Origin of the sequence: Albibacterium sp. (assembly GCF_035514885.1) — a bacterium.
In the GTDB taxonomy this organism is placed as follows: Bacteria; Bacteroidota; Bacteroidia; order Sphingobacteriales; family Sphingobacteriaceae; genus Albibacterium.
Genome location: NZ_DATJCH010000009.1, coordinates 24,114 through 30,155, shown reverse-complemented (window position 1 = coordinate 30,155; position 6,042 = coordinate 24,114). Strand labels below are relative to the sequence as shown.

Genomic DNA, 6,042 nt, shown 5'->3' with positions numbered 1-6,042 from the left:
TAATGGAAAGGGTATTTCACAAGATAAGCAGGAGAGTATCTTTTCAATCAAAACAGATCCTGAATTTGGTACTGACAATGAAAAGGGTGTTGGTTTAGGCCTGGTTTTATGTAAAGAATTTATTGAGCGACAAGGCGGTAGAATAGACTTTGAAAGTAGCTTGGGGTCTGGTTCCAGCTTTTTCATTTTTATACCATTAGGCAAGAACTCTCTAACATAGTAAAAACGAATAAGCTAAGGATAGAGCTTTTTCGCTTTTTTAATTGCTTTCTCAAGATCAATTCCCTTACCTAAAACCGGCTTAAATAAATCTCCCTTTTTCTTTAATCTATCAATTGTATTGAAAATGGTGAAGTCTTTCATTTTTAGACCCGGTTTTACCTCTTTCCAATCCAAAGGCATAGAAACCGTAGCACCAATTTTAGGTCTTAAAGAATAAGGTCCTGCAATGGTTGCACCTGGTCTGTTCTGTAAAAAGTCAAGATACATTTTCCCTTTACGAGCCGAAACTATCCTTTCTAAGGAAGTTAGGTCTGGCAACTGTTTGTTCACGATTCCCACGACCATTCTGGCAAAAAGCTGTGTTTGGTCATAGGTATATTTAGCGTTCATTGGGATATAGATATGAATCCCTGTAGAACCCGAAGTTTTAGGATAGCAGGGTACATCAATAGAATCGAGTACTTTCTTAACCGCAAGCGCAACCTCAATAACTTGGTCAAAGTGCTGTTTGTCAGGATCAAGGTCAATGACACAATAATCCGGATTGTCAGGAGATTTTACTCTAGAAAACCAAGGATTGATTTCTATACATCCTAACGATGCCATCCACAAAAGCGTTGCTGAATCATCACCTACCAAATATTCCTTTGGCTCGCCATCACTTGTTGTGTAAGGAAAGGTTTTTGCCCATTCAGGTGCCTTACCTTTCACATCTTTCTGATAAAAGCTTTTTCCATGTATCCCGCCCGGAAAACGATTCAATGATTGCGGTCTATCTTTCAAATAAGGCAAAATGAAGTCTGCAACCTGATAGTAATAGTTAAACATGTCTCTTTTCGTCACCCCGTCTTCTGGCCAGTAAACCTTGCTCAGGTTTGTGAACTTTAGATCCTTGCCATTTACCTTTCTTACCTGAGTTTCATCTTTCGGATTTAAAAGAGTTTTCGGAATGGTTGTTTTTGGAGGGCGGATTGCGCCCGCCAGCTTGTTTTTTGACTTATCATCAGCTTTTGTTTCATTAGAAACTTCCGATTTTACTTCCTCAATAATCTGCTCGGTATCTGCAGCATTTTCTCGAACTACTTCCTTTGAGTTTTTATCAATTCGCATTCCCTGAAACGAAGGATGGCGGAAAATTCCCTCGTCGGTTATCTCGGTAAAAGCAACTTCACATACCAGTTCTGGTTTCAACCAGGTTGCTTGTGCATTCATTTGCTTATGTTGAAACCTGGAAAGTTTATTGATATCCGGAACTACTTTGAACGGACTTTTAGGAACAATATAAGGCTCGAATTGCTTCATCATTTTCTTCTGATCAGCATCCGAGAAACCAGTACCAACCTTTCCAACATAGGTCAATACACCTTTTTCCCACACGGCCAGTATCAGGGCACTAAAGAGTTTAGAAGTGTCCTTATTTTTTGTGAATCCGGCAATTACCACTTCTTGCCTATGAGAAACTTTAATTTTAAGCCATTCTTTAGAGCGGTTGCCCAACGTATAAATACTTGATTTGCGTTTGGCTATGATCCCCTCCAATCCCATTCTTGTGGCAGCTTCAAAAAAATCTATACCACTGGCATCAAAAACACGTGAAATTCTTATCCTATCATCATCTGTTGGCAAAACTTCATTCAAAATTGCCTGTCTTTCTACTAAAGTGAGCTCAGTAAGGTCTTTACCTTCATACCAAAGAATATCAAACACATAAAATATCAATTCTCCATCAGCTTCACTTCGCCAATTCTGTAAGGTGCCAAAATTGGAAATTCCCTTATCATTCAATACCACAATCTCTCCATCAATTACCGCATTGATTTTCATTTCAGAAAGTAATTGATAGATGGGATAGAACTTATCATTAAATGATTTATTGTTACGGGAAAGCAATTCTACTTTGCCCTTATTAAAAAAAGCTAATGCACGATAGCCATCCCATTTCACCTCATACTGCCAGTCGGGGTCATCAAAGGGATGATCTACCAGAGTAGCAAGCATTGGTTTTATTTGCTTAAAAATCGCAGAATCCGGCGCCTTTTTTAGAATACTTGCCGTATCTAACTTAATAGATTCTGAAGCAACTTTTGCGTCCTTAGTGTCTGATGTTTTTTTTGCAGTCGTTTTTTTAGCCTTAGGTGTCTTCTCCGTTAATTTTTCTTCTTTACCTCCATGCCAAACCTTTTCACTGCTCTTTTCCATTACCTCAATGGTTTTGCCTGAAAGAATAGATGAATCTAGTTTCGTAATATCTTTTTTCGAAGAAAAATCATCATCGTGCTTAATAAGCAGCCAGGCGTTTTCACCCATTCCATTAGTTTTCACAAGTGCAAACTCTCCATTAAGCTTTTCACCATGCAGTTTCATTTTTACCGAACCTTTTTTGAGCTCGCTAAGTAGATATTTTTCTTGTGCTTTTTTACCTTTAATGGGTTCAATGGTCTCATACCACCCTTGGTCCCATACAATCACAGTTCCACCACCATATTCGCCTTGTGGAATGATACCTTCAAAATTCCGATAATCAAAAGGATGATCTTCAACCATCATTGCCAAACGTTTTACTTTCGGATCCAATGAAGGACCCTTTGGTACGGCCCAACTTTTTAATACACCATCCATCTCCAGCCTAAAATCATAATGCAAGCGCGAGGCATCATGCTTCTGAATAACGAACATCAACTTGTTTTTATCTTTACTTCTGCCTGCCTTTGGCTCGTTAGTTTTAGAAAAATCTCTCTTTTGATTATATTTTTCAAGTGCCATATTTATATTATTATTTCAAGGTCAAATCTGATTAGGCCTTTTTCTTTGAAGCTCCTAAACTCTGCATTAATTGATCGTATAGATCGTCGCTCTTTGCTTTTTGAGGTTTCAACTTTTTAACAACAGCACGTTTACCTTTCGCCTTGGCCTTTATAATTTTAAGGAGCTCTTCACTGTAAGTGTCTTTAAAAGCTGCTAAGTCGAAATCAGAACTATACTGTTTAATTAAAGCCAATCCAACATCCATTTCTTTTTTTGAAACTGTTTTATCATCTACTTTTTTAATATCAGATGTATCTCTGATTTCTTGTTGGAATCTGATTTTGGTAATAACAATAACATTATCCATGGGATGAATTACACAGAGATTCTCTGTATTGCGAAGTACAAAACGACCAATCCCTGCTTTTTTTGATTTTATTAATGCTTTTAACAGCAGACCATAGGCCTTTTCGCCCTGTTTTTCTGGTTCTGAATAATAAGAAGTTTCATAGTAAATCGGGTTAATAGATTCAATATCTACAAAGTTCTCCAACTCAATTACTTTGGTTTTCTCGGGCGCTGCCTCTTCAAAATCACTCTCATCCAAAATGATGTATCTATCATTTAAGAAGTATCCCTTTACAATTTTTTCATAAGGAACTTCCTTTCGTGTATCTTCGTTGATGCGCTGGAATTTGATCTTTGAATGGTCGCGTTCATCGAGCATGTCAAAATCTAAATTACTATTCTGAACAGCAGAAAATAGTTTTACAGGAATGTTTACCAGTCCAAAGCCAATTGAACCTTTCCAAATCGATCTCATAATCAAATCATTTGATTTATAAACGCCAGTTATGGAGTGATTGTTTGGAACATAAGAAAGCATTGTTGTTTTCCTGCAGAGAACCTCCTTATAGTTTGTATTATACTTTTAAAGGACTGGTATTACATGCTAGAATTATTTCAGTGTTATGCATGCGGTATATCTGTGTTTTTTTGATTGTTTTAACGTAGATACTCCACAGAAATCTTTTTGGAAGTTCTCATTAAACTAATACGAGTTTGCTTTGTGGTACGTTAAACCTTTGGAAAGGTGATGGTAAAAGTAGTACCCTTTCCGACTTCAGATTGGACGCTGGTCTGTAATTGATGATACATCGCAATGCTTTTAACGATGGCTAATCCTAAACCATAGCCTACATCTTCTTGTAGATTTGTTTTCTTGAAACGATCAAAGATAGAAACTAGATCATCTTTTGGAATTCCGACACCGGTATCGGTGATCGTGATTTCATAAGCTCCATTGTTCAAATACTTATCGCTTATAAAGATTTCACCTTGATCTCGATTAAATTTTATAGCATTATGAATCAAGTTAAAAAATAATTGAAACAGTAGATCTTTGTTAACTCCTTTTAATACTGCATCAGGAGAAACGTTTAAAGAGATCTGGATGTGTTTTTCTTCTAATCGATGGTCAATTTCCTCTATAATCTCTTTAAACAATAATAGTGGTTTAATCTCTTCTTTTCTAATGTATTGTTCATTTTCAATCCTTGAAATTAGAAGCAGAGACTTTGTAATATTTTTTAATCTGTTTACCGTTTTCATCATCTCTATAATAGCTAATGAGATTTCTTCATCGAGATTTTCATTGCTAAGAAGATTTTCCAACTTGTTTTGAAGAATACTGATGGGTGTCATCAGTTCATGAGAAGCATTGGATGTGAAGTCTCTTTCCTTATAGAATGCTTCATTGATCTGACTCATTAAAAGAATTAGTGATTCATCAAGGTATTTAAAATCAGTTGTACTGGTTTGAATTTGCTCCTGGTTATCTTTAAAAGGAAACCTTCTGTTCGTTAAACGACTTCCTATTATTTTTGCCAGCGGACGAACCAGTATGCGGACAAAGGTGAGGTCTATTAATATGGTTAAGACAATTAAAATGATTAAAACGAATAGAGCAAACTGCTGTAAAGGTTTATTATATTGATTGATGCTCGCTGTTGTTTTACCAATTTCCAGCAAATAATTTTTATTGTCGTTTTTAAAAGTATAGCTCAAGACTCTGTAGTTGAGTGTATCGCTTTCTATAAGACGCTGGGAATCTTTAATGGTATCCATTTTAAGATTAGACTCAACAGGTAAGAGGGCTATAAATTCTTCCTTTAACATGGTATAGCTACCATAGTTATCCTCCCCCTGAAAATAATAATCTAAGCCATTTTTATTAACGATATCGAGTACTTTTTGTCGCTGTTGATTTAAGGTGTAATTGGTATACTGTGAAGCAATTTGTTTAATTAGAAAGGGTAGGGCTAGAACGAATAATAGTACGATAGCCAATTTTGACCCGGTTATGAAAAGAGTAAGTTTAGTAGATAATTTCATACTATTTCTTAATTCTATAGCCTACGCCACGTACCGTCTCGAGCCATTCTGTATCTGCCCAAACATTTAATTTTTTACGGATATTTTTGATATGCGCATCGATATAGTTGGAGTCATAATCGTCATTTACAAAGGTGCCCCAGATATGTTCGCTAAGTTGAACACGTGTCAATACACGGTTTTTATGGAGTAAAAGGTAGCTTAGCAGGTCAAATTCCTTGCGTGAAAGTTCGATCTGCTGTTGCTCAAATATAATAAGCCTTTTTTGAAGGTCGACATTGAATTTGCCGATGGGTATCAGCTCTTCTGCGATATTAAATTTTCGTCGGGCTATAGCCTGCATTCTTGATTGAAGTTCTAAAAGATAGAATGGTTTTGCCAAATAATCATCTGCACCTAAGTCTAGTCCATTAACCCGGTCTTTTAAATTGGTTCTGGCAGTAATGATGATGTATGCTGCATCAGGATTGCTTTTTTTTGCGTTTTTTAAAATCTCCAGTCCATCACCATCGGGTAGATTTAGATCGATTAATATGAAATCGTATTTGTTCAGCTCTAGTTGCTCTAATCCTTTTGCAAAATTATGTGCGAGATCGCAGAGATAGAAACTCTTTTTAAGGAAAGCTTCCATTTCATACGCCAGTGTTTTCTCATCTTCAATAATTAATACTTTCATTTAGA

Annotated in this window: 5 protein-coding genes; 1 reads left to right on the top strand and 4 read right to left on the bottom strand. The window is 36.3% G+C overall.

Annotated elements, in window-relative coordinates:
* A partial coding sequence (locus VL047_RS02665; protein WP_325358256.1) for an ATP-binding protein occupies positions 1-220 on the top strand: 220 nt, incomplete at its 5' end.
* Positions 221-234: 14 nt separating this feature from the next.
* Here the strand turns inward: VL047_RS02665 and ligD are convergent.
* The 4 genes from ligD to VL047_RS02645 all read right to left on the bottom strand — a co-directional run bounded on the left by ligD (position 235) and on the right by VL047_RS02645 (position 6,037).
* Positions 235-2,985, bottom strand: a complete 2,751-nt coding sequence (gene ligD, locus VL047_RS02660) for a DNA ligase D (RefSeq protein ID WP_325358254.1) — start codon at positions 2,983-2,985, stop codon at positions 235-237.
* Between the two features lie 31 nt (positions 2,986-3,016).
* Positions 3,017-3,790: a Ku protein gene (locus VL047_RS02655; protein ID WP_325358252.1), complete on the bottom strand. Its 774-nt coding sequence runs from the start codon at positions 3,788-3,790 to the stop codon at positions 3,017-3,019.
* 254 nt (positions 3,791-4,044) lie between these two features.
* Complete coding sequence (locus tag VL047_RS02650; RefSeq protein ID WP_325358250.1) at positions 4,045-5,361, bottom strand: HAMP domain-containing sensor histidine kinase; 1,317 nt, start codon at positions 5,359-5,361, stop codon at positions 4,045-4,047.
* Position 5,362: 1 nt separating this feature from the next.
* The gene (locus tag VL047_RS02645) at positions 5,363-6,037 is read right to left on the bottom strand and encodes a response regulator transcription factor (protein ID WP_325358248.1); all 675 of its coding nucleotides are present in this window, start codon (positions 6,035-6,037) and stop codon (positions 5,363-5,365) included.
* Positions 6,038-6,042: the final 5 nt, after the last annotated feature.

Coding starts and splice junctions, on each gene's coding strand:
- VL047_RS02650 (WP_325358250.1), bottom strand. CDS start 5,361: ATGAAATTATCTACTAAACTTACTCTTTTCATAACCGGGTCAAAATTG.
- ligD (WP_325358254.1), bottom strand. CDS start 2,985: ATGGCACTTGAAAAATATAATCAAAAGAGAGATTTTTCTAAAACTAAC.
- VL047_RS02645 (WP_325358248.1), bottom strand. CDS start 6,037: ATGAAAGTATTAATTATTGAAGATGAGAAAACACTGGCGTATGAAATG.
- VL047_RS02655 (WP_325358252.1), bottom strand. CDS start 3,790: ATGAGATCGATTTGGAAAGGTTCAATTGGCTTTGGACTGGTAAACATT.